Source organism: Spirosoma validum, assembly GCF_014699035.1.
Taxonomy (GTDB): Bacteria; Bacteroidota; Bacteroidia; order Cytophagales; family Spirosomataceae; genus Spirosoma; species Spirosoma validum.
The window spans coordinates 145,637-170,364 of record NZ_JACXAA010000002.1; the positions used below are offsets into that span (position 1 = coordinate 145,637).

Here is a 24,728-nt window from a genome sequence, read left to right on the forward strand (position 1 = left end):
GAGCCGTCCGGCCGCCTTTTCCGACGAATCCCGAAAACGATGGGGTGAAATAGGGTAGAAGAGAGATAAAGTTATTTTGTAGTATTGACTTTCAATTGCAATTCTTCCGTTATGAGTACTCGTGATCAACTGCTGACTCGTATCCGTCAGAACAAACCCGAACCGTTACCGCTACCCGATGTGCCTACCTTCGTCAACGAATCCGACGATCAGTTCGCGCGATTCCGCGATGCGCTGGCGTTCGTAGGCGGGAAACTGCTGGAATTAAATCCCGGCGATTCATTGGGCGAACAATTACGTCAGGCGTTCCCGGATGCCGAACGTATTGCCTCATCGGTACCAATCCCCGAATTTAAACTGGTTTCTATAGACACAGAAACCGATAAAATGGTGATCGAGCAGATTGATCTGGCAGTGCTGAAAGGTGAATTTGTTGTGGCCGAAAATGGCGCAGTCTGGCTTCCCGAACCGAATATGCTCAACCGGTCGCTGCCTTTCATTACGCAGCATCTGGTGCTTGTTGTCGATCGAAGCACGCTGGTTCCGAATATGCACGTAGCGTACCAGCACGTTGATCGGAATTCGCTTACCTATGGGACGTTTATCTGCGGTCCATCGAAAACGGCGGATATTGAGCAGTCGTTAGTCGTGGGTGCGCATGGAGCGCGTAGCCTGACGATTGTGCTGACGACTGAGAATAGACGAAAGACAAACGACAAAGATACTGTGCCGTCCGATCCTCATATCTGACGTGTACGGTTTCTCAAAACCGAACGCTTCTCTTGTTTTGGTTTTAAGAAACCGCACACATCGGTTAGACGTAACCAGCTTCACATACGAAAAAATGGCTGGCTTTTTTAAGAATCTTTTCTGTTTGCTTTTTCTTCTCTTTTTAAAGGCAACATTTGTCTTTACACATTGTTAGTGACATAACAAACGTTCGCATCCCTTGACTACTACGTTGGTTACCTTTCCACTTGCTGTTGGTCAGTTACGTCCCTGGCGTGAGGGCGACGAGGACTCGTTAGTGCATCATGCCAGCAGTCGACGCATCTGGAATAACGTTCGCGATTTTTTCCCGCACCCTTATACGCCCCGCGACGCGAATTCATGGGTACGTTCGAATCGATCGTATCAGCAACCGAACAATCTGGCCATTGAGATCGATGGGCAGGCAGTAGGCAACATTGGCTTTACCGTGAAAGACGACATCTATCGGTACAACGCCGAAATCGGCTACTGGCTGGGCGAAGATTACTGGCGTCGGGGAGTTATGAGCGAAGCCTTACCGATCATGACCAGTTACATCTTCAAAAATTTTCAGGTCAACCGAATTTTTGCCTGTGTGCTGGAAGGAAATATCGGCTCAATGCGTGTTCTGGAATCCGCTGGCTATCGACACGAAGCGATCCATCGGAAAGCAGCTGTTAAAAATAATCAGTACCTGGATGAACATATTTTTGCTATGCTTCGGTCCGACTATCGGGCGCTAAATCAATCAGTTAACGAGTATTAACAGACAATTGACGCGGAGAAGCCAGGTGACGGGCGAAAGTCAATTGGCAATTATTACTGAACAATGCCCCATTTTTGTGATTATTCAGATCCTTCTATGACCGCTCCGGCGGACGTACAAGATATGCCGAAGATCGTCATTGCCATCGACGGATATTCCAGTTGCGGAAAGAGCACTACGGCCAAAGCTGTGGCAGCCCGACTCGGTTACGGTTATATTGATACCGGTGCCATGTACCGCGCGGTAAGTCTGTTTTTTATTCAGGAGCGCGTTTTGCTCTCCAGCCAGCGGGATGTCGTGCTGGCTCTGGAGCGGATTCACATCGCGTTTAAACATAACTCCCGTACGGGTAAGAACGAAACCTGTCTGAACGGGCTGAACGTGGAGGAGGAAATCCGAAAAATGTATATCTCCAACATCGTCAGCGAGGTGAGCGCCATTCCTGAAGTACGCTGGGCACTGGTAGCACAGCAGCAGAAAATGGGTCGTCGGCGGGGCGTTGTTATGGATGGCCGTGACATCGGTACGAAGGTTTTTCCGGATGCTGAAGTGAAAGTATTCATGACGGCCGATACGTATACCCGCGCCCGACGCCGACAGCAGGAGCTACTCGAAAAAGGCGAAATGGTCAACCTGGAAGAGATTATCCAGAACCTCGAAAAACGGGATCTGATTGACACCACCCGTGCCGAAAGTCCATTGGTACAGGCTCCCGACGCCGAACTGCTCGATACGTCCCACATGGCCATTGAAGAGCAGGTCGATTGGGTAATCGAACTAGCCGACCGGAAAATGGCTGAACTCCATCGAATAAGCGACCGGAAAAAAGTAAAGAGCGAAGATTAAACGACAAAGGCCATAACCGCAGAGTTATGGCCTTTGTCGTTATTAGCAGTTTATTCCTCAACATGCGAATCGGCTCAAAAGGCGTATCCCAGACTAACACCCGTCCGAAAATCCAGCATCAGATAATCCCGCCCAGAGTCTGACGTTACGGTGCTGTAGCGCATGGTGTGCTCATAAGACGTTAGCGCAGCGGGCATCGAGCCCATGCCATGCGCAAGCTCCACAACGAACCCTCGCCTGGCTACCCACACGTAGCCAATCGTTACGCCAAAACCGATGGACTGAACCTTGATTTCGTCAAGAGCCATAGGATTGCCCGGTCCTGTTCCGACTTCATTAACGTACCGCAAGGTTCGTGCCTTTAGGTAAAGACCCACGAAAAAGCCGGTTGGGTGTCCCCTTGTTAGCAGAAGACCTGTCTTTGCCGTGTAGAACTTTCCCTCGATAGTCGCATTGGCGAACTTCGAATCCTTCGTCACACTGCCAAACGACCACCAGCGCACACTGGTACGTAGTGCAAACCGACGTGTTAAAGCTCGCTCGTAAAACAAAGAGATGGGTGCTAGTAGGTTTGTTTTCAGTACGTTCGGGCGAGTCCATATTCGGGTTGTATCCTGCGCGTAGACAGATTTCCAGGCAGTAATCGAAACCAAAAGAATGGCTGTGGTCATCCATCTACTATAAAAGTGCTGCATGCTGATTGAGCGTTTTTTATGAGGCTGGTTTTTGTAAAGTGTATGACCAGTCAATACGTTAGAAAGCGAACCCAATGCAAATGCCCGGTCGGATGTCCAGTTGATAATCCTGTGGCTTTGGTTCAGTTGAGTACGTGTTAAGGGTTACCTGACTATCGATAATTGGGAAGTAACCCACGCCCAGGAAGGCATCTATCGTTAATCCCCATCGATTGATGAATTGCGCACCGGTCACTGCCCCGCCCCCAAACATGGAGTACGTTGTGATCCTGTTGGGTGTGCTGGCAAAGATTCCAATCTTTTCTTCTTTTACTGTTCGATATTTGAGATAAGGACCCACGTAAAAACCTCTGGGAGCCGGGCGTCGCACGGTGGAAGCGGTTTTTTTTATATAAAAACAATAGTCGGCGGTCAGGCTAAAGAAACGACTCCTGTCGAAAAGGCCGAGCCTAACTCCCTGAACGCTAATCTGAATACTCCGGCGCAGCATCACTGGAATCTCTACGAGTCCCGAAAATGGGCCAGTTAGGTTTGTCTTGATCACGACCGGACGGGTTACCCGGCGGATAGAGTCCTGAGCACGCAACGGTGTAATCAGAAGTGGCTGACTCAACAACCATAGAAAACTGCACGTGGCAATTGATTTTATAGAAATGGTACGATTCATGATGTGGAGAAGATACTAGTTGATGAAACGCTGCCTACAACCCAACTTGTTGCAATCGGGTAGTGCCTGCGCCGACTCAGGGTTTTACCAGAAGCGAAATACTGGCAGACCATTCGGCATAATCACGGGCTTGCTGATACCCCTGCGCATTCTGCGGCAGAGAAGCCGTTGTCGCCATGTTATGTAGATACATACGGACATCTATGGACGGGGCTCCTGTCGTACTGCTGATCGGATTGACAACGAATAGTGGATTGCTCGGATTCGACGGGTCGATCAGCAACGTGAGTGGAACCGTTACGGTCTGTTTCTGACCAACGGGTATCGACAGAGCTGGTTTGGCAGGTGCGCCGGGAATGGATAATAAGTCGCTGAGCAAAGTCGATTCCGCTCCTTTAGGGCGTGGATACAGCCTCAGATCGTAGGTTGATGTCGGCTTGGCCGGTGGCGCTATGCGCAGAAAGGTCAGTTCCACATCGTAAGTACAATAGCGAAGAGGCTTTCCGGATATAGTAACGTTCTGTATTGATTTAGCCTTCGATAAGAGTAACGTCGCACTCTGGTTGTTCCATCCGACATTATTCAGAACCGATTGCGGGCTATTAATGACCTCGAACTTAGTTACAATAAACTCACAGGGATATTTTCTCGGTTGACCATTAGCTAGTAAACAGTTTATTTTGATTTTAGGAATGGGCTGTTTCGGATCAAAGTGGGGCTCAGTCGGTTTAAAGGGTTTCTGAGCTAAAGCCGAAGAAATCATCAGAAAAAGGAATAAACCGGTTAGACGGTGGCAGCGGAAGGAATACAGATTCATGATTTTAGGCAGGAAATCGTGAGTTGGTTTATAGATATTAATTGAACAATAAAATTTCGCCTGACAAAAGCTTACTTGGTAGTAGAACCCAGCACGTTCTTAACCGACGGATTAGGTCGCGCTCGTGTTGTCGTGTCGATAAATAAAAGACCATCGTACCGTTGACTAAGAGTGGTCGGCTGGAAAAAATTTTGCTCAGCGCCTGATGCATACACTGAGCCGATACTGCGCATGAGTTGAGACGTAGTGAGCCAGGCATTGATATCGGCGTTTTTCGAGGGTGAGCGGAAGTCAACAATAAAGGTTTTTGGACCCGTTTGCGCTAAATACCAGTCTATTGTTCCTTCGGGAGCCGGATTCGTTGTAAAAGCCATCAGCATTCGTTTTAAAGGGTCTTTGGGTTGCGCTTCCCGTGCCTGAAACGACCCTTGATTGAAACTAAAGCCAAACGCGTAATAGGCATTGCCATAGAGCTGCCGTAAGTAAGCCCCAGTCGGCATAAAAAAGCCGTTGTTATCGGTCGCAATGTGGCCATTGTGCGCCCAGATCACAAAGCGTGTTCCCGCTGGTTCACGGTCAACCAGCCGTCGGAAATTGTCGGCCATATACACGTCACGGGCTGAAACGCCAGCAGATGTCTGACGGCTGTAGGAATCTAGGTATTGCATTAGAACGCGAGCGTATTCGCGCATCTGCTCGTACTCAGCCTGGCTGGATTTCGCCACCAGTGCCGGACCATTCAACTCCAGGAAAATAAATAGATCGTTGTAGTTGTTTTGCAGATTTTTGAGCGTCGTCTGCATGTTTTTCTGCTGATCAGGGGTGCTAAGGGCTGAATTTAATGAGTCGAGATTTGTTCTGAAAAAGGCCGTAGTCGAATCAAAACGCTCGGGGGCCACCCGCTTCAGGTAATCCAGCAGTTTGTCTTTGCCCGACTGATTAAACTGAATATCAAAGCCAACGAATTTGACCCGTTTAGCTTCCGAAACACCCGCATTGTATTGCCGGGCCCAGTCCATCATGGCCCGTACTTCTTCGGTATTCCAGGTCCAGAAACCCTGACTGTCGAGCGCTTTGGTACCATCATCTGTTTTGCCCATTACGTAGTCATTAATGTTCTGTAACGCAGCGTAACTACCTTCGATGGCAAAGACACGAAAGTCCATTTCACGCACCAGAAATTCGAGCAGTCGATGCTTGACCTGAAAAAACTCGCGGGTGCCGTGGGTCGCTTCGCCCAGACCAACGTAGCGTACGTCCTTGAGCGTTTGTTTGAGTGGCTGCAAATCCAAAACATCGTTACCCGCTTCGACGGTTTTCAAGGGAATTGCATTCGTCTTCAGCCAACCAATCACGGCCTTCTGTTTTCGGAGCTTTTCGGCTACCCGTGCGGCATACACCTGGGCCGAGAGAATTTCGTCGACGCTAATGCCGTAACGCCCTGGCGTAGCGTCTTTTTCGAGCGAGCTAACCTCAATTCGGTACGTTCCGGCGGCTTTGGCTTCGAGCGCAATAGGTTCGTCGCCCTGATCACCGTTGGGGGAATCAATCTCAGCGACTTTACCACCGCCCGGTCCGAAAATGCGGATTAGCACGTCGATCCCCTGCTGGTTAACGGTCGCACCCAGAAACTGCCCTTTGCTAAGGTTTATGGTGTAAGCGTGGGTTTGCGCTACCTTCAAGTCACGCCCAATGGGTTTACCTTGTTCGAGCGGTTGCGATTCGCGCTGGATGGATTGCGCCGGGCTAATGGTGGATAAAGCAAGAAGGAAAAATAGAAGTCGCATCGTCTTACGCTTGTTATCAAGTCTATTTGCCCGTTTTTGCATTCGCTGCGTTGATGTAGGTAACGACGGCATCGACGGCAGGCTTAGCTACTGGGTGTGCATTGAGCCAGGTATGCCCCAAGTGGTCTAAACCAGGAAGATCGACCAGTTGGGTGGGTACGCCCGCTTCTTTCAATTTGTCGTTTAGTGTAACGCCGTGCGGTTTAAGCGCATCCTTTTCGCAGACAATAATTAAGCTCGGCGGGAAATCCTTAAACGTTGGGGCTAGTATGGGAGAGACCAGTGGGTTATTTGGGTCAGTACCATTCAGATACCACTTAACCATTAAAGCGTATTCATCCAATCCAGCCGCCGTCGGTCGCATATCAATGCCTGGATTGATAAAAATAAGGGCCGAAGGACGTAACAAACTGGCTTCCTGCTGCCGTTTAACCTGTAAAGCGCCAATAAACAAACCGCCAGCGCTGTCGCCGATGAGCATAAGGTTCTGTCGGTTGCCCTGAATACGTTCGGCGTTCTGGTCGATCCACTTCCAAACGGCGTAGGAATCGTTAATCGATGCTGGAAACGGATGTTCGGGTGCTAAGCGGTAATCGACTGATACGACTACCGATCCTGTTTGCTTACACAAAACCCGGGCTATATTCATGTCCACGCCTGGCGCCCAGACAAGAGCTCCTCCATGAACATTGTAAATAATTGGCAGATTGCGCTTATCATTCGGGTAATAAATCTGAATCGGAATGGAATCTGCCCCTGTCCAGACTTTTCGAACTTCGGTTCGGAATACCTCTACCAACGGAGTCTTTGCTTTTTCATAGCCCATATTCATGTGCGCTCGTACCTGTTCAACGGTGGGCGGGCCGTTCTGAGCAGACGTAATGAACGGGCCAAATAGCAACGTAATGAAAAGTACCTGGCGAATGATTAATTGCATGATATAAGGGTATTTTTGATGTTTAGTTTATCTATATAAGGCTATTGGTCAGTAAGATACGGTTTAGCGTAACACCCTTGAAACAATGTCCGTGAACGTGGTAGTCTGATTCTGCCGGTCTTTAGACGTAACGTCCTCGCGCAGATTCAATCGGGTGTATACGTGCAGTTCCGAATCAATCAGTTCAACGTCAATCGGTTGTCCGTTTGGTAACGTAGTACCTTTATAAATCAGCACCGCGCTAACGGGGTCGGCCGACGGATCTTTCTTCGATTTGTAAACTTTCAGGTTGCAGTTCGACGGTAACGTAATGCCCTTCTCTAAATCTTTGCGGACAATAGTCAGCAGACTTTGCAATTGCTGTAGCGTTTCCTGAGGCCGAAAGTGGTAATAGACCTTATCTTCGGTAGCGGGTTGATCCACTTCAACGTAACCCAGCATCGGGCCGAGAGCTTTTACCAGCGACAGCGATTTGTCGGATGGAATAATGATTGGATCAACCAACAGCAGATTGCGTGGAGCCATACGATTCGCAAAATAGCCTGAGGCTACCAGATTCAGCAGTAAAGCGCCACTTGTCGACGAACTAAGCAGGCTAATGTTCTGATAACCTGCTTTGGTCAGCGCTTCGTATTCGGCCACGATAGCCGCTTGCCAGTCCTGCCAGGTCGACTTTTTGAAGTCTTCGTAACTACGTCCGTGTCCATTCAACAAGACTTGCGATAGATAAAAATCAGTACGTCCATTAGCCCAGGCACGAAATTCGTCCCATTCGAACGTAGTGGCTGAATAACCATGACAAGCAATAATGACAGGCTTTCTCGCTTGCTCAGCCGTAGGCGTTGGGATAGCTCTGGAGACCAGATATTTTTCCGGATTATAAACAGAGGGATCAAATAACGTGCCGCCGTCTACCATCTCCGTTGTAATGGCTGGTTCTTTTGAGCAGGATAAACTGATGACAACGAGAAGGAAAAGACCAAAAAATGGTTTCATGTTAGTTGGCTGATTTTTTCAATACGTTCCAGGTGATACTCGTCTGCACAAAAACCGGATACAACGTTCCTGGTCCTGTAATACCGTTGCCAGTAAAGAGATTGTAGCCGACGGATGCGTTAATTTTAAGGGGAAAATTGGGGCAATAGCACAAACCAAACTCAGGTGAGGCCAGCAGCGAAGTTCGGGGTAGTTCGTTAAAAAGATCGCTGCCGTAATCGGCTTTGAAATACCCTACATTCGCTTTAACAACCGGCTGAATTAGCCACTTCGGCCGGAAATACCAGGAAGCATTGATCAGAAAGTTATCCTGCTTGATCGCATTGGAACGGATCGCCGTACCTAGCCGGGACGTTACGTAGCTAGCCCCGAAATAGAGTCGTTGCGAGGCTAATTTCTGACTTGTATACTGGATCGTTATACCGTTCTCGGTATAAAGACTAATCGACTTTTGAAACCGGATACCAACGTCCAGTATAGCGTTCGTAGTTGAGTGGTTCTGTCCGAAAGAAAAGGCGATATTCACCCCAATAAGTACTAAAACAAAGAAGCAGATTCGATTCATGAGGATGGTCCTAGATTTTGTGATAAGTCCACTGTGAACTGGGAGCTTATCGGATTTTATAGCTGGCTTCTGAAAGAGGGTAAATCGATACGTATTAATGTATCGTAAGCCTGGCTTCTTACTTCTTTACAGTCACCTTGTTCAGCTGAGCGTTGGCCTGTTGAAAGTCAGGATGACCGGCCTGCCAGAGCGCAAAAGCGTACATATTGGCGAAGTTGCGGAACGTCACTTTCTTGTCTTCTGTGAAGTGACCGTTGTCATAATTGACCTGCATCAGCACCGGCTTACCCGATGACGTAGCATTCTGCAGAGCCGCAGCAAACTTACCCGGTTGCCAGGCAACTACGCGGGGATCGTTCATGCCGCCTACGCACAATACGGCAGGATATTTTGTCCCTTCTTTGACATGATGCAGGGCATCCATTTCGTAGAGGGCCATACACTCGGTCGAATCCTTCACCGTACCAAATTCTGGGATATTGAGGGGCCCATTCAGCGAGTTTTCCATACGTAGTGCGTTGGAACAGCTCACGTTGCTGATAGCTGCTGCGAATAAATCAGGCCGTTCGGTTATGGCGCGCCCGATGAGAACACCGCCCGCACTGGTTCCCATACCGATGAGTTTTCCTGGACTGGTGTAGCCTTTCTTAATCAGGTAATCTCCGCTGGCGATAAAATCTTTCCAGGTGTTCGGTTTGGTAGTTTTGAACCCCGCCTGATACCACGCCTGGCCTTTTTCCGAGCCACCCCGAGGGTGGGTTTCAGCCAACACCACTCCTTTGTTCAGTAAGGCTAAGTTTCGTCGGCTAAAATAGGGCGTTCCCGACATGCCATAGGCTCCGTAACCGCTCATTAGACAGGCAGCACTGCCGTCGCGTTTTAGGCCTTTGCGGTAAATGATGGACAAGGGCACCAGTATTCCGTCGTGACCAGGGATTTCGACTTCCTCCACAACCAGATCGGCAACGCCAGGGTACTGTACGGGTACGTAAAATACACTGGATACTAACTTTCTGTCTTCCGGTGTATAGTCGTAAATCATTACGGGGTTGTTCCACGACATGACGTAAACCTGTACATCATTATTATGCGCTGGATCGTAGGGTTCTACACCTGCCGTGCCCGTAAAAGGCAGCGGTATGTCGTTCCAGGTATTGGTACGGGTGTCGTAGAGTCGAATGGTTTCGTTGATGCCATCACTCAACGTAACGAACAGATAATCTTTCGACGCTACTATGCGCGTGATATTCTTCTGGCCCTGCGCCAGCAATATCGTGGCGTTGGCGGGATTGGGATTATCCGCATCGGTAACTAGAATCTGGCCCTTAGATGCCCCTTTGATACTTTGCAGATACAGCTTACTGCCCACTTTCACGAAGGCCGTAACACTATCGGAGGGAGTCGTCAGCTTCTTCCAGGTAATGGCTGGCTTTTTCACCTCAGCCGGGGAGGCCAACCAAACCGTTAAGCGCCGGTCCACCGACTCCAGCCGACCATATAACTGCGTGTGATCGTCGGAAAAATACATTGCCGGAAATTGTTCAGGACGAATACCCAGGTCCGGATTTTTGGTTCGTGAGAATAGAATAGGATCGGTTTGTGGGTCAGAGCTGAGTCGATGCAGCCGTGCCTTCGTGTCAATGGCCGCTTTAGGGTCTTTGGGGTCCGCGGAATTATCGGGTGTATACAGAAAGCCACTTCCATCCGGTAACCAGTCTATATTTCCTCCGAATACGGCTGTGATACTTTCGGGACCGAATGCTTTCGTCGCTACGTCCAGCGTTCGAAGCGTCGAATATTCGCCCCCGCCCTCCTGAAGGCCGATCACGATCTTGTTTCCATCCGGACTGGGCGTATAGGCCGAAACGGAGTACGTTTTGCCTTTAACAAACGTCGTTGGATCGAAGAGTAACTGTTCCGTTCCGGTCTTTCCATCCCGAACATAAATCTTACCGACATTCTCGGTCGGTAGGGTTTTGCGGTAGAAATATCGATTCCCTTTACGTCGAACACCTGAATACTGAGCCGACATCAGCGCGTCGTACTTGACGAACGTATTAATCAAACTATCGCGGCCTGGAATCTGATCCAGCACAGCATTGGTGTAATCGCCCTGTGTTTTAAACCAGTCTTTCACTTCCTGATTATTGAGGTCTTCGAGCCAACGATAATTATCGATGACGGCCTTACCGAAGTACGTATCCGTAACCGGACGTTTGGGGGCAGGAGAAAGCGGTTTGTTTTGAGCAAATAATGAGCAAATCGCTAATAAATAGCCGCTCAACGTAGCAACGTAAATTTTCATCTGTATCGAAACGTGATCTGGTTGTAAGATGAGTCGCACTTATTTAGTGAAAAAGAACCAATAGAAGCGTACTGTTTGAGCGAACGGTTAAGCGTGGTTTGAGCACGAAACCGATTTACTCACTTCTGTTTGAGTTTGGCTAAAGCCGCCTTACCGCCTTCATTTTTCGGGTTAAGCTTAATCGATTGCTCGTAATTCTGGATGGACAGCGCCTTGTTTCCTGCTTCAGCATAGGCTTCGCCAAGACTATCGTAGACATTAGGGGACTCAGGAAAAAGCTTTACGTTGGTTTTGAAGACTTCGATAGCCTCGTTTACTTTTTTGTCTTTTAGCAGTGTATAGCCAGTGTTGTTGAGATTGTTCTCAACATTTTTGGGATCGGCACTGAAGGTTTCTGGATCAACCGTTATTTGGTGAGCAATTTTCCACTGCCCATCCTGTTTTACCAACAGCCGTTGTTCATGCGACAATCGCTTTATGTTTGGGTCAATCGCAGGAGCCGTGATCGTCTGATCATACTCGACCCAGGCCATGTCGGTGCCCAAGCGGAAAAGGAAATTGTTGTTGACAACGTTAACCACCAAGGGTTTGTCAGCATTTTTTTTGAGCATGTCAACTACCGGCGGACCATTCTTTTCCCAGCCCGTTGCGAACGAATAATTCGTGTTATCGATAACGGCGCGGGAGATGTTGGCATCGTGTAGCCAGCCCGACTCCCAGGCATCCGCTTTACGTTGGTAAAAGGCGTCCGTCTCGTTTTTCAGAAGCGTTTTAATGATCTCTTCTTCGGCAGACTGGGCAAACGACAATGAAGTTGTCAGGAACAGATTTACTAAAATGATTACTAGTTGCTTTGGCATGATTGTGGACGTTTAGTACTGGTTTTGATATCTGAAAAGCATAGATTTCCAGTACTGAGATAATCTCAGTACTGGAAATCTATGCTGTACTATTGGCGAACAACTTTCAGGATCTTCGTCTGAGTAGGCGTACTGACGTGGATAAAATACATTCCTGCCGAATGGCCAAGCATAAGTCTATGTCGTTCAACGGGAGCTACTATCTCGACGGCGCGCTGACTGCTTGATTCACCCAACGTATTGTTTACCTGTAATTTAAGTGACTGACCTTGTACACCCCGAACTTCCACGTCGACCCAGTCCGTATTGATCGGATTACCCAACGTCGTGATCTGTAAACCCGTGCCCGGTTCAGTAGCACCGATTCGCGCCCGTTCGCTGTTGCAGTAAGCGGCAAAGCTGAACTCGTACACGGCTTTGATGCCATTTTGCTCAGCTGTGATAAGAATCGGTTTGGGGTCGTTACGTAAGCCCGCTTCGATAACACCGCTTGTGCTGGCAGGCGAACTACGTATGATGCCCGGCGCTGTAAACGTAATTGGCGTACCATCGCCACCGCTGGTTCGTAACGTAATTGCTCCCGTCTGACAATCATAAAGAGGCTCCAGCACAACCAGCGGCTGACCGTCAATCATCAACGCTTTGTCGGCCTGAATCAGACCGAAACCTGTCCCGAAATCAAAGCCCGTATCGAAGCCAGGTGTGTACGGATCGTCCATGTCTATGGCTGTTGTGCGCAGACGTAGCAGTACGTTATCCGGACTCATGCTATTACGGGCTTTTTCCTGCAACAGAGCGGCTACGCCAGCCGCGTGGGGAGCCGCTGCTGAGGTTCCGTCAAAATTGGGAAAACCATCATTTTCATAGTCGACACCTGGGAAAAAGAACGTCGTATTAGCTCCGTTAGGCGCTACAATCTCAGGCTTTAGCCGGGTTTGCGGTGGGATCGGCTGGCCATAAGGGGTAAATAGAATGGGCGTTCCACCAGCCGAAGAAAAGTAGTCGATCAAGGGCAATGGATATTGAACCGGGTCATAAGCGGGCGTTTCACGATACCAGGTAGCGCCTACGGCAATGGCTCCGGCGGCATTTGCGTGACCAACAACCGTACTGCTCTGGGTAAGGTATTGAATGGTCGAGCCGAAGCCGTAGTACATAAATTTAAGCAAACTCGGGTCGGGCCCCGCGTATTTAACGACCACAACTTCCAGTTCGGCGGGAGTCTGCGAGCCATTGTATATGCTATTGAACTCGAACGGATCGAGACCAATATTGGCCTCATCGCTTGATAGATCAGGACGGAGCACACCCCCGATGTATACGTAGACACCTAGGTCGGTTTTAGCACCTGACACCCCACCCGACAAGGCGCTTTGGGAATAAAACGGATCGGCCCACTGGAGGTTGTACGTAAAGATGCCCCCGGGTTGAAGAATAATTTTCTGCACGATTGAGCCGTTACCAAATTCGTGGGCACTGGCCCCGCCGGGAAACGAAAAACCCGCGGGTAGGGGAGGAAGCTTACCCGAGTTGCGAAAGCCGCTGGTGTACGAATCGCGGGCCTGGTTGCCAGCGGCCGAAAAGTAACTGACATTGAAGCTTTTCTTCACGTAATCAACCGCTTGGGCAATGATGCCATCCTGAAAGAAAGGCTCGTCAGCGTAATAAACGTCGTCGACAATGATGTTGCAGCCAGCTTTCGCCAGATCAATAATGCCCAGGGCAAAATCAACCTGACTTTCAAAGGCCGTATAAAAAGCAATATCGGCCCCGGGTGCTACGTCGTGAACAATCTCAGCCATAGCCCGCCCTTCGTCGATCAGGAACGAATCAGCATCCAGAGGGAGGTCTTTCAGTATCTGGACGTTAGCAGGTAGGTCGCCTGAAGCTACTCCGTCAGCCGCGCCCCCGAGCGCGTTGTACGAATCGGAGAGAACACCAATTTTCGAACCGGCTCCTGTTACGTTATAGGTTTGCCGGGCAATGTCGGCCTGCATAACCTTATCGCCCTGTGAAGTCACCTTTCCCGCATGTGCAATCGGCCGGTACGAAGGCCGGGCAATACGTAGCGTCGTTACGTTCCGCAACCGGTTTAACTTATCGATGGGGAAATAGCCAAAAACGATATGTTGATAATAGCGTCCGTCCTGTAAGCCTAAAGCCTGCAAGTCGTTGAGCAACGCCTGACCGTCGGCTTCATTCGCCACCGCGTCGATGGCAACCCGGCCATCACGTATGCGGGTACGATTGCTTTTCATGGAGGTAATTGTCCCCTCCGATACCGCAGCCTGCCGAAGGTTACCGCTCTTCAATTGATTCTCCTTCAGCAGGGGCTGTTGCGTATTCCTGTTGGTGGATCGATCAATGGGAAATTTGCCAAACCGGAAACCAGATGGGGTGCTGTTCGTGGACGGAGCAGCCTGACGAAGCTTGCTACTTTGTTGACCAAGGGTTTTCTGCTGGGCGGCTTCAAGCTGAAGCGTCAGCAGATCGGGTGAGAGCTTAGCGGCTTTGGCTTCCTGTTTGAGGTCAGCTTGTCCAACACTGAGGAACGGGATACTGAGCAGCAGGCCGATTAGTACGGCAATAGAATAGGTACTTCGTAAATGATTAAACATAAGAGAAAGGGATAAAAGGTGAGAGGATTGATTAACAACGTACTTATGAGTCGTTACAAACTTATCGTTCGCTAACAAGCCAGTATTGGAAAAATCGGCCATATGGCAACCATTCCCTCAATAATCAGCTCTCACGTAAGAATTCCAGCGACCACTTGGTTGTCAAGTGTATACAAGGAGGGAGCCTTTCGGATGTGTGCATATAATTGGGTAGACGATGGTCAAGCTGCTTACTGATCATAATAAATTGCTCGCGAGGTTCATCCATGGTTCACTTGATCATGTACTCAGCCATAGCGTGATGCTGGCCAAAGAAAACAGAGGGCGTTTGACCGGTTAGTCGATATACATCGTTGCAGAAGTGCGACTGATCATACCAGCCACCTGCGTGAATCAGGTCTTGCCAGGAAAGCGGTTCCGGCGAAAAAGCTGCCCTGAATACGTTGCGAAACCGCATAACCTGAGCGAAGCTCTTAGGTGAAAGACCCACCTGTCGACTAAACTCACGGGTTAATTGACGGGGGCTAACACGTAACTCTGTCGATAATTGCTGAACGCGTCGACCACCCGGCTGTGCTAACCAGCCTGAAGCCATATCTACCCAGTTGGTATACAGGAGCGGAGATCGATTCGCACAGGATAGAAGATGGATTTCAACCAAACGAATTCGATCCTGGTCACGGTCGAGCTCCCGGAGTTGATTCGCCAGCGAAAACCATTGCTGCCGAAAAGCAGGCGAAAATACATCGTCAATCGACGTAAACTGGTCAGTCAACTCAGCCATTGGTAATCCGAATAGCTGATATAAACCCGTTGGCTGAAAGGTGATCATCAACAGGTTATAGTCGACAGATTCAGTTAACCACATGACTTGCGTTAACTGGCCCCCAATAGCAATCCTGGAAGGTTTCTGCAGCACACCCAAAAGCTCAACCTGATAATCAGCTCCCAGATTCAGGACGATACCGGATCGTCCTCCCGGCGGAATCCGCTCGGGCTGGGCGAAACCAGTGGATGACTTCATGAGGACGTATGCCTCAACGTAAGGACGAAGGGCCAGCGAAGGCAGAAAGGATTGATAGTTCATCGATGCTATGAAACTGGTCCTATACTTTCGATAAAGCAATCGTTCAGATAAGGTAGTTACTGCTACGTTCGCAAAGCAGACCATGCCCGATTCTGTGACTGACAACCATACAAGATTGTGCTTTTTGGATTGACTGACCCCTAAGATTTGGGGCAACCTGTATCAATTTCGGGGCAAATGGCTGCGCTGACTTAGCAAACGGTCAAAAAAGTAGGTTTGGGACGTAGTGAGAAGCCTCTAGACTCACCATCATGGCCAGAATTGATTACCACGTGTGCTTAGATAAACACAGCCCTTTAATCAATAGGAAACCGAATAAACTCAGCTAATTGACAAGTATTCAGCGGTTTCTACTTATCTTACCTATTGCTTACATCCGGCAATATGGACAGATTGAATGAGTTCGCTTTTTAATTAACAGGGGATTAAATCGGAGCCACTCTATTGATAAAGACGATACGTATAATCAGTTGGCTACTTCTGCTGACATTTACAACTGGCAAGGCCCAGAATCCGGCGGCTAACTTTCAATTGGATTCCTTACCCAATGCGGGCGTCATGCTCGATCGGGGCTGGCGCTTTCATCCGGGCGATGATCTGAATTGGGCCAAGCCTGATCTGGATGATCGCCAGTGGAAACCGATCGATCCGACGAAGGCGATTCAGGACGTACCACAGATTGAACAGGCGGGTGTTAGCTGGCTTCGGTTGCATATCACTACAGGGCAGGATTTACCGCCCGTACTATGCTACATGTTTCAGTCCGTTGCGTCGGATATTTATCTGGATGGGCGATTACTTTATCGCTTCGGTACGATCAGTGCGAATCCCGACAGTGTGCGGGCTTATAATCCATATGCTGCGTTCAGTTTACCGCTTCAGCCCGCCACGCAGCACGTACTGGCCATGCGAATTGCCTATCACCCAGGCCTCGATTATGAAAAAATCTATTTAGGCAGACTCCCTTCTGTCGTACGATTTAATCTGTTTCCAGCGGGGGAGATACCGGCGATTCCGCTATTCAATATCGAATCGGTATATCTGGATAGCTTCAAAGTTGGGATATCCTTTATTCTGTTTATCCTGCATCTTAGCTTATTTATAGCGTATCGCCGACAACGAGCCAATCTCTACGCAGCCGGTATGTATTTGCTGATGGGCTACCAGTCGTTTCTTCGGGCTGCTTCTGATCTTATGCATTCGATGGACGCCCGGACGATACTCGGCTATAGTACGTATGCTTCCCCCTGGATCAGCGGCTTAATGCTCCTCATCTTTTACAGCCTGTTTAGTATCCGGAAAGGCTGGCCATTCTGGCTGACAATCGGTAGTATCATTCTGTCTTACAATTCATTTCCGTCCCAATATCCCTGGCTGGCTATTCTAATATCGTATTACCTGACGGTTGAATTAATTCGGGTCTCAGCAGTGGCTATCCGGCGTCAACTGGTAGGGGCTCGCATCGTTATGACCGGCGTTCTTTGTCATGTTGGACTGGAAATTGTTTTCTGGATCACAAGCGCGTATAACATACCCATTGTTGGGCATGAATGGCTGTTTCACGGGCTGTACAGTATCCTGTTTTTGTGCATTCCGCTGACACTGTCGCTCCGGTTGGCTCTGGAACATGGCTGGATCAACAAACAGCTAAGTGTTAAGCTACAGGAGGTCGAAGATTTGTCGGCTCAAAACCAGGCTCAACAGCAGGCCAGGCAGGAATTACTGGCGAGGCAAAATGAAGAACTGGAACAGCAGGTTGACGAACGGACCAAAGAACTCCGTGAACAAGCCGAACACCTTAAACAGCTGGATGAAGCCAAGTCCCGCTTTGTAACGAACCTCACACATGAATTTCGCACACCTCTTTCCCTGATCATTTCGCCAGTCGAGAAATTGCTCGAATCGCCCGTGCTGCCAGATACCATGCAGACGAGTCTACAAACAGTAGATCGGAATGCGCGTCACCTGCTCAATCAGGTCAACCAGCTTCTGGATATATCCCGGCTCGAAAATGGGTATATGAACGTAACGCAGCAGTCTGTTCAGGTAGGTCGACTCACAACTCAGCTTATCGATTTGTTCAGTTCGTCGGCTGAGGCTAAGAAAATTGCGTTGGCACTACGTATCCACGGTGATGATAACCTGTATTTGATGGATGCCGATAAGTGGGGGAAAATTGTTTATAACCTACTGGCCAATGCGCTCAAGTTCACCCCCACGGGCGGACAAGTCGATGTTCAATTGTGGCTGGAAGCCGATCAGGCCCGACTGAGGGTGAGTGATACGGGTATTGGGATTGCCGCCGACCAACTGCCCTTTATCTTCGATCGGTTCTATCAGGCCGACGATCACATTACCCGCTCGTTTGAAGGTACGGGCGTTGGGCTGGCGCTGGTACGTGAATTGACTACGTTACTAGGCGGCAGGGTAGAGGTCGAAAGTCAGCCGGGCGAAGGCAGTACGTTCATTGTGTATTTACCTGTAGAAGTTGCGCCAGCGTTTTCGACCCTAAACGATACTGATTTCCATCTTCCTGTAGCTGTACAATCTATTTCCAATAGCCATGCTACGTTTGTAGATGAAATCAATGTTCTTACCGATCAGGACGATCGGGCTTTTGTATTGATTGTAGAAGATAATACGGATCTGGCCAATTTTATGGCCGGTGAGCTAGCGACGCGTTATCGAGTAATGATCGCTAATAATGGGCAGCAAGGCTGGGAGTTGGCGCAGGAATATTTACCCGACGTGGTTATTTCGGACGTAATGATGCCGCAGATGGACGGGTTTCAGCTTACACGCCTGATTAAGACGAATCCAGCTACGGATTACATTGCCGTTGTGTTGTTAACCGCCAGAAGTGCTCATGAGAGCCAGATAGAGGGATTACAAAACGGAGCTGATGCCTATTTGGTAAAACCGTTTGATCTGACTGAACTGCGACTGAAGATTGCTAACCTGATCACTTATCAGCAAAAATTGCGGGTTTATCACCGCCAGCAGCTGACCCAACCTGACTCGGGAGTACACGTAGCGCCAACCGAACCGACCGACCCCTTTCTGGAGCGAATTTATACGTTGTTGGAAATTAACTTAGATAATCCACGAGTAGGGGTAGAGTGGCTGGCTGATCAGGTCGCGATGGACCGTAAAACCCTCTACCGCAAGCTACAAAGTAAACTTCAGCTCTCGCCCACGGAGTTGATTCGAACGTATCGATTACGTCGAGGCAGTGAATTATTACGGTCGGGTAAGACCGTAACGGAGACGGCTTATTCGGTAGGATTCGAAAGTGTTACGTACTTTGGGCAATGTTTCAAGGAGGTGTATCAAATGACACCAACCGAATTTATCAATCAATATACATGAGTGCCGATTTTCTGATTGTGGGCCAGGGGATAGCCGGGTCGGTCCTGGCCTGGATACTGGACCAGCGTGGGTGTTCGGTGGTTCTGGCCGATGATCCGGGACTTCCATCCGCATCGGCCGTTGCGGCTGGCATCGTTAATCCCCTGACTGGCCGTAAGCTGGTTCGTACCTGGAAAGCCGACGAACTGTTTCCCTTTCTGCATCAGTTTTATAGCGGAATCGAGCAGGATTTAGGCGTCCGGTTTTTTCACCCCAAAACGATCTATCGCCCTTTTCGGTCGATTCGGGAGCAGACGGATTATCGTACGTTAACGGCAGACCCGGCGATACGTCCTTACGTAGCAGAAACGGCTGACAATGAGGTTTACAGCAAATTCATCAATAATCCGTTCGGTGGGTTGGAAGTGACGCAGGCTGGCTGGCTGGATTTAACAGAGTTCGTGCGGGTGATCAAAGGCTATTTTGTTCGAAAAAATCAATACTTTGAAGGCCGAATCGAGCTTGATGATCTGAATATTAAAGAACACAAGGTCGGCTGGAAGGACATTGATTTCTCGAAGGTGATCTTTTGCGATGGCGTGCTGGCCCGCGAGAACTCGTTGTTTAGCTATCTTCCGTATAATCCTGTGAAAGGGCAGATTCTGACCGCTGTTGCCGATACATATTCCATTAAAAACATCGTCAATCAGGGCATTTTTATTCTACCCGTTCGCGACGGCTTAATCCGAATTGGCGCTACGTATAGCTGGCACGATCTGGACTGGCAAACAACCGACGATGGTCGCCAGTTTTTAGAGTCGAAGGTCCGGGAGTTGCTGAAAATACCGTATCAGGTAGTCGCGCAACAGGCCGGCATCCGTCCGTCAACGAAAGATCGCAGACCGTTTATTGGCATGCATCCGGCGCATCCGGCGGTTGGTATTTTCGGGGGTATGGGTACGAAAGGAGTTTCGTTGGCACCGTATTTGGCCGAACAATTTTCACGACATTTGTTAGATGGTGAAGATTTGGAGCCGGAAGCGAATATTAGCCGTTATGTTTCGTTATAGTAACACGAATTAAGCTGGTAGCGATCAGCACTAATCAGTTAGTTTTTAGGAAATACGTAGTAGGTAAACGCTCGTGAATCCGGCATATTGGAATTGGGCGTATGGTTGTCGGTACGTTATGCGAAATCAATACATTTTACTAGTAGGCCTTTTGTTGGTCGGAATGAGTGGGGCTACTGCTCAAAATTATCCGTCGCTCGAACGATTTGGAAAAAATCGGATTCAGTACCGCGGTTTCGAGTGGAAAACCATCCGAACCTCAAATTTCGAGATTTACTATTATCAGGATGGTACGCAGATTGCCAATCTGACGGCTCAGTATGCTGAGTCGGAGTTTGATCGGATCACGGAATTGCTGGGGTACACACCGTACAACCGGGTCAAGATTTTTTTATTCAACTCGCCTTCTGAACTGGCGCAAAGCAACATTGGTATCAATGCACAGGGTGGTTTGAACACTCGGGAGCAGAATTTATCCAAATCGCGTATCGAACTGGCCTTCACAGGTGATCAATCAAGTTTCCGAAAGCAGATCGTTCACGACGTGGCCATGCTTTTCGTGTATGACATGCTCTATGGTGGCAGCCTGAAAGATGCGCTTCAAAGCTCCTTGTTATTAACCCTGCCTGACTGGTTTATGCCCGGAATAGCGTCGTACATCGCTTACGGAAATAGTCAGGAATTAGACGATTACATGCGCGACGTTTCCCTGACGCATCCCATTAAACGAGCGGCCCTATTGGCGGGTCTGTCGGGATTGGAAGCAGAACAGGTTGGCCATTCGATCTGGAATTACATCGTTCAGCGTTACGGTCGCGATAATGTCTCCAATATCCTCAACCTGACGCGGATCATCCGGAATGAGGAAAAAAGTATTACCAGTACGTTAGGGGTGCCTTACAGTCGATTCCTGCGCGAATGGCGTGAGTACTATGCAGGTATGGCCAGCAGCGTAACGCAGGCCTATCAGAGCGGCACCGATGACTTTCAGCTTAAAGTAAGCTCCGCGGATGATAAGTCTTCGCTGATCAGTTTAAAGTTAAGTCCTGATAAAGAGCATATTGCGTATAGCATCCTACGTGACGGAAAATTCAGTGTAGAAGTTGTCAATACAAAGAATCGTAAAAAAACAACAATTCTGTCGGGCGGATACCGACTCGATGGCCTGGCTATTCCTACCAGTACACCCTTAGTTGCCTGGCAGAAGGGAAACAACCTGCTCGTTATGACCGACGAGGTTGGGAAAACCTTCCTGTATCAGTTCAGCGATTTTGAAAAACGGCCTAAACAACAGTTTAAGCGTCAGGTTAATGGACTGTCGCAGGTGGTTTGGATGGATGCCTCGGAGGATGGTGGGAGTCTGATCCTGAGCGCCGACCGTAAAGGGCAGAACGATCTGTTTCTATATAGTATCAATCGCGGGTCCTATCAGCAATTGACCAACGATCTTTACGATGATTTATACCCATCGTTTGTCGGACGTACGGCGCGTCAGGTCGTTTTCAGCTCGAATCGCAAAGAAGATACCCTTGGTGTTGACAAAGGCTCGTATAAAACGATCCGTGACCGCCTGAGTTTGTTCACGCACGAAGGTAGTGCACGGGATTTGTCGGTAGTTCGGCTAACCGATTCGCTCTCGCATGCCGCACAGGCTATCCCCGCCAGCGAGACAACTCTATATTTCCTCAATGACATAAATGGCATTCGGAATTTATACCGCCTTGATACCGAAAGCAAAGCAGTTGGACAGTTAACAGCTTTCCCGCAAAGTATTCGTTTGTATGACCTGAATCCGACCAATGGAGGGTTCGTTTACAGCAGTTTGAAAAACGGCGATGAGTATATTGGCTTCCGTTCACAACTGAATCTGTCGCAGTCGGTACAGACACCGCCTACCCAGCGTGCGGCTGCCATTAACCGATTGACTGCACAGAATACGGCCCGTACGAACCCGGTTAAAACCGACTCAACCGGGACACAGGCTACTCAAACGCTTACTGATTCAAGTGCCGCCGGACGTAACGTAGCAGGTGGCGCACAACCCGTACCAACAAACAGACTATCACTGGAGCCTGGTGAAGTTGACACTGATAATTATCAGTTCGATCCAGAGGTGCTGAAAGCGGCTGAATATCGTCAGCGTCGGTCGGTAGCAGGCGTGTCGCCGGGCATAACAACGGCTCCTCTGCGGAATCGCCGTCGTGAAAATATTACCATCCGTGGCCCCTTCGATTACAAAGGCACGTTTGGTATCAATGATGCTCCCTCCAACTGGCGTATCGATCCGATTCGAGGTTTTGGGTACACGCAGGAAGTCACACTAACCGATCTGCTGGAAAATCACGTACTACGTGCCGGTGGGTTTCTGAGCTTAACCAACGCACTTCATAACAGCGACTTATTTGCTGAATACACGAACCTAACGCATCGCATCGATTATGGGGTGCGTGTTGACCGCCAGACTTTGTTTGTACCCGATGCCGGTCTAACGCAGAAAAATCGGTACAACCGGTTTGCCGTATCGGCGTCCTATCCAATTTCGGTCAACAGCCGCTTTACGGTATCCCCGTTCTATGCCATGACCCGGCTGATCGATCTTTCATCGTTTGCACTGCCCGACCTCGTATCTGACTATGCCGGCTTGCGGGGCGAGTTTGTGTTCGACAACAGTCAAATCAACGGCATGAACATGACTGTCGGCACAAAGCTCAAACTTCGTTATGAAGAATACGCAGGTATGCGCTCGTCATCCGAAAGTTTTCGGCGGTTATCGCTCGACGCCCGACACTACCAGAAAATTCACCGCGATCTGGTTTTAGCACTTCGTTTTTCGTTTAGCCAGTCGGGAGGGGCAGCACCCAAGCAAAGTACGTTGGGTGGTATGGAAAACTGGATCAATAATCAGAAAGAGCAGGTTGCTTCCAATCCGCTGCTGGTGCCGAACACCATTCAGAATGAAATCCCATACGATTACCGAAACGCATTCTTCCTTGATTTTGCTGCTCCACTACGTGGATTCCGCCAGGGCAAACTCACTGGGAACAGCCATATGCTCTTCAATGCTGAATTGAGATTACCGTTAATTCGCTACCTATATCGGGGTAACGTAACGTCCAATTTCCTGCGTAATCTACAACTGGTTGCCTTCACCGATATCGGCACTGCCTGGACGGGAAGCGGGCCATTCAGTCAGCAAAACAGTTTGAACACCGAAATTGTCGGCGGGGGCAACATACCGTTCCGCGCGGTCGTGACGAACTTTAAAAATCCATTCCTGATTGGTTACGGAGCCGGTGTACGAACTATGATCTTTGGTTATTTTGTTAAGTTCGATTACGCCTGGGGCATGGAAGACAAGACAGTTGGCAAACCGATTGCTTATTTAACACTTGGGTATGACTTTTAAGTAATTGGTTAAATACGGATTAATCTGATTTCGTTATGGGTTCGACCCCACCGGGACGGTCGGCCGTTGCCGTCCGATGTTTATAGGTCAATCAGAAGTCTATAAATGTCTGACGGCAACGGCCGAACGTCCCGGCGGGGTCGAATTGTGTAGAGTAATCTGGCATTCTTTTTTAGGTAAAACGGACAATTTATCGTAATACTCACTTTATGCGGAATATCTCCTTTCGACAAATTGCTTTCTTACTAACGGGCTGTTTAGGGCTGCTACTAATAAGTCAGCGTACTTATGGACAAAGAGAAGTTTTATACTCACAATATTTATTAAATCCGCTGAGTATCAATCCTGCTTATGCCGGCAGTCGGGAATCATTTCATTTATCGGCGTTTCTTCGGCGCAAATGGTTTAGCGTACGATACGCACCCATCACGCAAACCGTTTCGGCTGATGGAGCTGTTGCCAATGGTCGGGTTGGACTAGGCTTCCAGGCCATGAATGATCGCATGGGACTGTTTGCTGCGACTGGTGCTTATGGGAGCGCGGCTTATCGGTTCAATCTGCCTGCTTTAGCTAAATTGTCCATCGGGGTGCAGGGGGGCGTTACGGTGTTACCGCTTTATGATTTTGCGAGTGCAACGACACTCAACCGGGCTACGGGTAGCTTTGGAGTAGGCATTTATTATCAGTCGGATCGCTTTTTTGCGGGTGTATCCGCTCCCGAACTGGCGGGCCGAACACTCAGCTTTTCCGGCCAGGCAGCCTACCAGGCCATTCGACCCATTATGTTCCAGGTAGGGGTTCCGTTTGAAATAGACGATAATACCGTGTTGATTCCGTCGATATTGATTTCAAAAATCGATACACGACCATTAGGTGTCGATCTGAATCTACGAGTCTGGTTTAACGAAGAAATAGGATTGGGTGCATCATATCGGCAGAACAGTCCCGGCCTGATCTCGACCAATTATCTTCAGGCATTTGCCGAATATCAATTAACCAAAGCCATTCGCCTTGGCTACGTATTTAATTCGAAAACCCCTGAGAGTCCGGGCTCTATGCTATTCGATCAGAACAGCGTTCATGAACTCATGCTTCGCTTTTCTCCGAATGTGTTGAAGTTTACGTATTAAACAGCATACGGGTGAGTTTTCGGGATAGTCATCGAAAATTTCGATAACTTAGTCCCCTAGAAACGTAACGCGACGTCT

18 protein-coding genes are annotated in these 24,728 nt (G+C 49.0%); 7 read left to right on the top strand and 11 right to left on the bottom strand.

Features of this window, described 5'->3' with window-relative positions; translation table 11 throughout:
- The first annotated feature begins 111 nt into the window (after window positions 1-111).
- The 3 genes from IC230_RS05475 to cmk all read left to right on the top strand — a co-directional run bounded on the left by IC230_RS05475 (window position 112) and on the right by cmk (window position 2,362).
- Window positions 112-750 carry a LutC/YkgG family protein gene (locus tag IC230_RS05475; protein WP_191037981.1) on the top strand — a complete coding sequence of 213 codons (639 nt, stop codon included), beginning with the start codon at window positions 112-114 and terminating at the stop codon, window positions 748-750.
- A 199-nt stretch (window positions 751-949) separates the two neighbouring features.
- A complete protein-coding gene (locus IC230_RS05480; RefSeq protein ID WP_223860342.1) occupies window positions 950-1,516 on the top strand; it encodes a GNAT family N-acetyltransferase in 567 nt (188 codons plus the stop codon).
- Between the two features lie 123 nt (window positions 1,517-1,639).
- The gene (cmk, locus tag IC230_RS05485) at window positions 1,640-2,362 is read left to right on the top strand and encodes a (d)CMP kinase (protein WP_191038601.1); all 723 of its coding nucleotides are present in this window, start codon (window positions 1,640-1,642) and stop codon (window positions 2,360-2,362) included.
- A 74-nt stretch (window positions 2,363-2,436) separates the two neighbouring features.
- Here the strand turns inward: cmk and IC230_RS05490 are convergent, their stop codons facing one another.
- The 11 genes from IC230_RS05490 to IC230_RS05540 form a co-directional block, all read right to left on the bottom strand.
- Window positions 2,437-3,057 carry a DUF3575 domain-containing protein gene (locus IC230_RS05490; RefSeq protein WP_191037982.1) on the bottom strand — a complete coding sequence of 207 codons (621 nt, stop codon included), beginning with the start codon at window positions 3,055-3,057 and terminating at the stop codon, window positions 2,437-2,439.
- A gap of 58 nt (window positions 3,058-3,115) precedes the next feature.
- Window positions 3,116-3,724 carry a hypothetical protein gene (locus IC230_RS05495; RefSeq protein WP_191037983.1) on the bottom strand — a complete coding sequence of 203 codons (609 nt, stop codon included), beginning with the start codon at window positions 3,722-3,724 and terminating at the stop codon, window positions 3,116-3,118.
- 76 nt (window positions 3,725-3,800) lie between these two features.
- Window positions 3,801-4,541, bottom strand: a complete 741-nt coding sequence (locus IC230_RS05500; protein WP_191037984.1) for a hypothetical protein — start codon at window positions 4,539-4,541, stop codon at window positions 3,801-3,803.
- 71 nt (window positions 4,542-4,612) lie between these two features.
- Window positions 4,613-6,328 carry an erythromycin esterase family protein gene (locus tag IC230_RS05505; protein ID WP_191037985.1) on the bottom strand — a complete coding sequence of 572 codons (1,716 nt, stop codon included), beginning with the start codon at window positions 6,326-6,328 and terminating at the stop codon, window positions 4,613-4,615.
- A gap of 22 nt (window positions 6,329-6,350) precedes the next feature.
- Complete coding sequence (locus tag IC230_RS05510; protein WP_191037986.1) at window positions 6,351-7,265, bottom strand: alpha/beta hydrolase; 915 nt, start codon at window positions 7,263-7,265, stop codon at window positions 6,351-6,353.
- A gap of 63 nt (window positions 7,266-7,328) precedes the next feature.
- Window positions 7,329-8,261, bottom strand: a complete 933-nt coding sequence (locus IC230_RS05515; RefSeq protein ID WP_191037987.1) for an alpha/beta hydrolase — start codon at window positions 8,259-8,261, stop codon at window positions 7,329-7,331.
- A gap of 1 nt (window position 8,262) precedes the next feature.
- Window positions 8,263-8,826, bottom strand: coding sequence for a hypothetical protein (locus tag IC230_RS05520; protein WP_223860344.1), 564 nt, complete (start codon window positions 8,824-8,826; stop codon window positions 8,263-8,265).
- Window positions 8,827-8,944: 118 nt separating this feature from the next.
- Entirely contained in the window at window positions 8,945-11,131 is a 2,187-nt protein-coding gene (locus IC230_RS05525; protein ID WP_191037988.1) for a prolyl oligopeptidase family serine peptidase, read from the bottom strand.
- Window positions 11,132-11,250: 119 nt separating this feature from the next.
- Complete coding sequence (locus IC230_RS05530) at window positions 11,251-11,991, bottom strand: tol-pal system YbgF family protein (RefSeq protein WP_191037989.1); 741 nt, start codon at window positions 11,989-11,991, stop codon at window positions 11,251-11,253.
- A gap of 89 nt (window positions 11,992-12,080) precedes the next feature.
- Window positions 12,081-14,609, bottom strand: a complete 2,529-nt coding sequence (locus IC230_RS05535) for a S8 family peptidase (RefSeq protein WP_191037990.1) — start codon at window positions 14,607-14,609, stop codon at window positions 12,081-12,083.
- A 271-nt stretch (window positions 14,610-14,880) separates the two neighbouring features.
- The gene (locus IC230_RS05540) at window positions 14,881-15,696 is read right to left on the bottom strand and encodes a helix-turn-helix domain-containing protein (RefSeq protein ID WP_191037991.1); all 816 of its coding nucleotides are present in this window, start codon (window positions 15,694-15,696) and stop codon (window positions 14,881-14,883) included.
- 444 nt (window positions 15,697-16,140) lie between these two features.
- Between IC230_RS05540 and IC230_RS05545 the strand changes: the two genes are divergently transcribed.
- The 4 genes from IC230_RS05545 (at window position 16,141) to IC230_RS05560 (ending at window position 24,650) form a co-directional block, all read left to right on the top strand.
- Complete coding sequence (locus IC230_RS05545; protein WP_191037992.1) at window positions 16,141-19,065, top strand: ATP-binding protein; 2,925 nt, start codon at window positions 16,141-16,143, stop codon at window positions 19,063-19,065.
- Window positions 19,062-20,114 carry an NAD(P)/FAD-dependent oxidoreductase gene (locus IC230_RS05550; protein ID WP_191037993.1) on the top strand — a complete coding sequence of 351 codons (1,053 nt, stop codon included), beginning with the start codon at window positions 19,062-19,064 and terminating at the stop codon, window positions 20,112-20,114. The genes IC230_RS05545 and IC230_RS05550 overlap by 4 nt, the downstream gene beginning before the upstream one ends.
- A gap of 118 nt (window positions 20,115-20,232) precedes the next feature.
- Window positions 20,233-23,520, top strand: coding sequence for a hypothetical protein (locus tag IC230_RS05555; RefSeq protein WP_191037994.1), 3,288 nt, complete (start codon window positions 20,233-20,235; stop codon window positions 23,518-23,520).
- A 209-nt stretch (window positions 23,521-23,729) separates the two neighbouring features.
- Window positions 23,730-24,650, top strand: coding sequence for a PorP/SprF family type IX secretion system membrane protein (locus IC230_RS05560; protein ID WP_191037995.1), 921 nt, complete (start codon window positions 23,730-23,732; stop codon window positions 24,648-24,650).
- Window positions 24,651-24,728: the final 78 nt, after the last annotated feature.

Excerpts from the sequence above, each read along its gene's own strand:
- IC230_RS05505 (WP_191037985.1), bottom strand. The coding sequence starts at position 6,328 with ATGCGACTTCTATTTTTCCTTCTTGCTTTATCCACCATTAGCCCGGCG.
- IC230_RS05510 (WP_191037986.1), bottom strand. The coding sequence starts at position 7,265 with ATGCAATTAATCATTCGCCAGGTACTTTTCATTACGTTGCTATTTGGC.
- IC230_RS05495 (WP_191037983.1), bottom strand. The coding sequence starts at position 3,724 with ATGAATCGTACCATTTCTATAAAATCAATTGCCACGTGCAGTTTTCTA.
- IC230_RS05500 (WP_191037984.1), bottom strand. The coding sequence starts at position 4,541 with ATGAATCTGTATTCCTTCCGCTGCCACCGTCTAACCGGTTTATTCCTT.
- IC230_RS05535 (WP_191037990.1), bottom strand. The coding sequence starts at position 14,609 with ATGTTTAATCATTTACGAAGTACCTATTCTATTGCCGTACTAATCGGC.
- IC230_RS05540 (WP_191037991.1), bottom strand. The coding sequence starts at position 15,696 with ATGAACTATCAATCCTTTCTGCCTTCGCTGGCCCTTCGTCCTTACGTT.
- cmk (WP_191038601.1), top strand. The coding sequence starts at position 1,640 with ATGCCGAAGATCGTCATTGCCATCGACGGATATTCCAGTTGCGGAAAG.
- IC230_RS05555 (WP_191037994.1), top strand. The coding sequence starts at position 20,233 with ATGCGAAATCAATACATTTTACTAGTAGGCCTTTTGTTGGTCGGAATG.
- IC230_RS05475 (WP_191037981.1), top strand. The coding sequence starts at position 112 with ATGAGTACTCGTGATCAACTGCTGACTCGTATCCGTCAGAACAAACCC.
- IC230_RS05515 (WP_191037987.1), bottom strand. The coding sequence starts at position 8,261 with ATGAAACCATTTTTTGGTCTTTTCCTTCTCGTTGTCATCAGTTTATCC.
- IC230_RS05520 (WP_223860344.1), bottom strand. The coding sequence starts at position 8,826 with ATGAATCGAATCTGCTTCTTTGTTTTAGTACTTATTGGGGTGAATATC.
- IC230_RS05550 (WP_191037993.1), top strand. The coding sequence starts at position 19,062 with ATGAGTGCCGATTTTCTGATTGTGGGCCAGGGGATAGCCGGGTCGGTC.
- IC230_RS05560 (WP_191037995.1), top strand. The coding sequence starts at position 23,730 with ATGCGGAATATCTCCTTTCGACAAATTGCTTTCTTACTAACGGGCTGT.
- IC230_RS05525 (WP_191037988.1), bottom strand. The coding sequence starts at position 11,131 with ATGAAAATTTACGTTGCTACGTTGAGCGGCTATTTATTAGCGATTTGC.
- IC230_RS05490 (WP_191037982.1), bottom strand. The coding sequence starts at position 3,057 with ATGCAGCACTTTTATAGTAGATGGATGACCACAGCCATTCTTTTGGTT.
- IC230_RS05530 (WP_191037989.1), bottom strand. The coding sequence starts at position 11,991 with ATGCCAAAGCAACTAGTAATCATTTTAGTAAATCTGTTCCTGACAACT.